The sequence below is a fragment of the Tissierellales bacterium genome (assembly GCA_035301805.1).
In the GTDB taxonomy this organism is placed as follows: domain Bacteria; phylum Bacillota; class Clostridia; order Tissierellales; family DATGTQ01; genus DATGTQ01.
This window is the reverse complement of record DATGTQ010000089.1, coordinates 1-3,404: the sequence shown is the minus strand read 5'-3', so window position 1 is coordinate 3,404 and position 3,404 is coordinate 1. Positions and strand designations below refer to the sequence as shown.

5 protein-coding genes are annotated in these 3,404 nt (G+C 28.3%); 4 read left to right on the top strand and 1 reads right to left on the bottom strand.

Features of this window, described 5'->3' with window-relative positions:
• The 4 genes from VK071_04220 to VK071_04205 form a co-directional block, all read left to right on the top strand.
• On the top strand, nucleotides 1-525 hold a 525-nt coding region (locus tag VK071_04220), incomplete at its 5' end, for a SpaA isopeptide-forming pilin-related protein (GenBank protein HLR34520.1).
• 183 nt (nucleotides 526-708) lie between these two features.
• The gene (locus VK071_04215) at nucleotides 709-1,170 is read left to right on the top strand and encodes a hypothetical protein (GenBank protein ID HLR34519.1); all 462 of its coding nucleotides are present in this window, start codon (nucleotides 709-711) and stop codon (nucleotides 1,168-1,170) included.
• 15 nt (nucleotides 1,171-1,185) lie between these two features.
• Nucleotides 1,186-1,440: a hypothetical protein gene (locus VK071_04210; protein ID HLR34518.1), complete on the top strand. Its 255-nt coding sequence runs from the start codon at nucleotides 1,186-1,188 to the stop codon at nucleotides 1,438-1,440.
• 23 nt (nucleotides 1,441-1,463) lie between these two features.
• On the top strand, nucleotides 1,464-1,829 hold the full coding sequence (locus VK071_04205; protein ID HLR34517.1) for a hypothetical protein: 366 nt from the start codon (nucleotides 1,464-1,466) through the stop codon (nucleotides 1,827-1,829).
• A 121-nt stretch (nucleotides 1,830-1,950) separates the two neighbouring features.
• Here VK071_04205 and VK071_04200 read toward each other — a convergent pair whose 3' ends face one another.
• The gene (locus VK071_04200; protein HLR34516.1) at nucleotides 1,951-3,135 is read right to left on the bottom strand and encodes an IS110 family transposase; all 1,185 of its coding nucleotides are present in this window, start codon (nucleotides 3,133-3,135) and stop codon (nucleotides 1,951-1,953) included.
• Between the last annotated feature and the right edge of the window lie 269 nt (nucleotides 3,136-3,404).

Below are 3,404 nucleotides of genomic sequence, written 5' to 3'. Positions count from 1 at the left end.
TATTTTAAAGAACTAAAGTATGGTAAATATTACTTTAAAGAAATAGAGGCACCAGAGGGCTATGTACTAAGTGAAGAAGAACATCATTTTGAAATTAAAGAAAATGGAGAAACAGTTAAGTCTGAATTGCATAATCAAATTATAGAAAGTGACGTAGTGATAACTAAAAAAGATATTATGACACAAAAAGTAATTAAAGGAGCAAAAATTGAAATATATGACATTAACGATAAAACAGTATTTAGTGGGTTTACAGATGAAAATGGTAAAGTCAGAGTTAGATTACCCTATGGCGAATATACCTATAAAGAAACTATAGCACCAGAAGGATATGTATTAGCTAAAAAAGTAGGACATATTTCGGTTAAAACCCATGGAGCAACAATTGAAAAAACATTATGGAATAGTCCTATCCAATTACCTCAATTACCTAAAACAGGTACAGCAGGAACATTATTATATAGCATAATGGGATTAGGCCTATTAGGATCAGGGATATTTATATCAAAAAGAAAAAATAACTAATTAAAAGTAAGGGAGGGATTTATATCCTTCCCTTATTTTTCAAAAAAAGGAGGTAATAAAATATATATCTACAGAACGAATAGAAACAATGAACTTATTAGGGGAATAATTATAAATAAGGATGAACAAGAGAAATGGGAAAATCCTCATATAAAAGAGTTATATAAACAAAATAATATAGAAATGTCAGGAGTATTAAAGGATAATAGCTTATTATACTTAGAAGAAAAATATATAACAAATAAAGTCGAAGATGACTTTACAGATGATTTTATTATATATAAACAAGTAAAATACTATAAGTCAAACAAGGATAGTAAAATTAACTATAGACATAAAGAAATATGCATAGGGTACTCTCTAGAAAGCATAAATAATACTCACACAATACCAGAAGATTTTAAAATTTATAAAAAAGAAACTAGATACAAAAAAGGATATGCCTATTCATATTTTATCCTTCAAAGACCAATACCCGAATATCTAGCCAAGAAATATAATTTAGAAAAAATGACTAATAAAAATGAATACTATAAAGATATTAAGAAACAAAAAACCATTAAGGAAGAGACAAAAATAAAGCTAGAAAGAGAAATGACTGCTTACTCTAAAAAAAGGAAAAAAGAAAAGGAGTATAGTAGATAGGAAAGGAAGTTGATAATGAGTAGAAGAAAAAATCCTAAAGCTGTAGTTCAACAAATATTAAAGGCTGAAGGAAAAGACTATAAAGAATGGATTGAAGAAAAACATAATGAATTTATTCAAGAAAGTGTGTTATCAGGTAAATTGCTATTTACAACAGAAGAAGCAATAGAAGAAAAAGCAGAAGAAATAGCAGAAGAAATAGCAGAAAAGAAGATTCAAGAAATTACTGATAATAAAGGGTTTGAAGAAGAAAAAGATTTGAAATATTAATTTAAAAGGAAGGAAGGTGAAATATGTTAAAGAAATTTTATAAAAGAAGAGTAAGCAATATAAAAGAAATTGTAAAAATGGTTATTAGAGTTTTAATGATAGTACTATCATTAAATTTAACAGTAAATATAATAAATATTTTATTTATAGATAAGAATTTAAAAGAATTAATTTCCTTTAACTCATTCCTTCCTAGAAATTTATTAATGGAAAACATTTCATATTTATTAATCATAATTCTAATTATAGCCTTACTTTATTCAACAATTGAACTCTTGTATTTATCAATATTTGAAGGAATCAATATGATTGGAAGCAAGATATTTGGTTTTATAAAGTTAGGATTTAGCAAAATAAAAAAATTAACAAAAGTGAAAGACCAACTATAAAAAGTCAAGCAATAAAATAAAATAATTTTTAGGTTTTTAATATTTAAAATAGGCACAACAAATAAGACTTGTAAATAACAAGCTTTAAAAGGTAATATTTAAAAGTAGGAAAAAGTAGATATTACTCATTTAATCTTACTTCATAAGGGCACTGATTTTTAAGCACAGCATAAATGATATTGCACATTTTTCTTGAAACGGCACCAATACAAGTAAGGTGATGTTTACCTTCACCTCGTTTCTTAAGATAATAAGCATTTAATACAGGATCATTAAAAGAAGCTACTAAAGCAGCTTGAAACAAGGCTTTCCTTAAATAAGGAGATCCTCTTTTGCTCATAACTGCATGCGTAGCTTGAAATTCATCCGAACTACTAACAACGGCATCTATCCCAGCATAAGCAACTAACTTTCTTGGAGAATCGAATTTATTAATATCGCCAATTTCCCCAAGAATAGTAGCACCAATTACATTCCCAATGCCTGGAATGGTAGTAATAGGTGACTCAACTAAAGACATAAGATTATTGATTTCATTCTCTGTATCTTTAACTTGAGATTCAATAAAGTTCATTTGTTGGATAAGAGCCTTTAATTGAAAAGTAAAGCTATCTTTGCTAAAAGTAATTCCAAAAGAATTTTTAGCTTTGGATTTAATTAAATTAGCTTTAATGTCTCCAGATCTCTTACGACTTAATTTATTGATCAATTCAGCTAAAGAGTCAGTAGAAATATCTTCAAAGTCAATAGGAGAGGAGAATTGTAACAAAAGTTCTTTAGAGGTTTTACCAAAAATATTAGAAAAGATGGCTTGATACTCGGGAAATACTTGGTCTAGAACACTGATTACCTTTCTTTTCAAATCGGAAATAGATTGAATTAGGTATGAGCGAAAACGTGTTAGATTTCTAAGAGAAAACATATCTTCGTTGGAAAGAGATGTTTCCACAAAAGAACCATAGCGGATGAGGTCAGCAATTAAAAGAGAATCTATAATATCAGTTTTTCTTTTACGGATCTCAGTTCCCTTTCGCCAACCATCTGTTTGAATAGGATTAATGACATAAATGGTAAATCCATTGTCATAAAGAAAAGAATACAAAGCTAACCAGTAATGACCTGTAGCTTCCATACCAACAGTAAAATCAGAGTTATTACTAGAAAAAGAATTTAATTTGGAAAGCAAAGCTTCTCCACCATCTGAAGTGTTAGAAAAAGAAAAAGCTTTAAAAAGAGTCTTTCCATTTTCGTTAATTAAAGAAGCAACATGATTATTTTTGGCAATATCAATTCCTAAATATAACATAAAGAGCACCTCATAAAGTAATATTTTAGATTGTGAGTCCACTCTACTAATAAGCGTTAACACCTTGTTGTATATTCGGAGAGAAGCTAAAAAGCAACCAACATCCAACTCATTCGTAAACTGCTTATTAGAGAGAGGTATCAGTCTTTCAATAACGAGTTCAAAGACTCAAGGAGTGATCGATAATCCTCTCAATCTAATAATACAATTATCTCTGATTTTAAGAGATAAATAAAGAAAAGGTTTATAGGTTTTCCTATTTAATAACC

Bases quoted from the DNA above. Each gene is read 5' to 3' on its own strand.
- VK071_04215 (HLR34519.1), top strand. From the start codon at position 709: ATGTCAGGAGTATTAAAGGATAATAGCTTATTATACTTAGAAGAAAAA.
- VK071_04210 (HLR34518.1), top strand. From the start codon at position 1,186: ATGAGTAGAAGAAAAAATCCTAAAGCTGTAGTTCAACAAATATTAAAG.
- VK071_04205 (HLR34517.1), top strand. From the start codon at position 1,464: ATGTTAAAGAAATTTTATAAAAGAAGAGTAAGCAATATAAAAGAAATT.
- VK071_04200 (HLR34516.1), bottom strand. From the start codon at position 3,135: ATGTTATATTTAGGAATTGATATTGCCAAAAATAATCATGTTGCTTCT.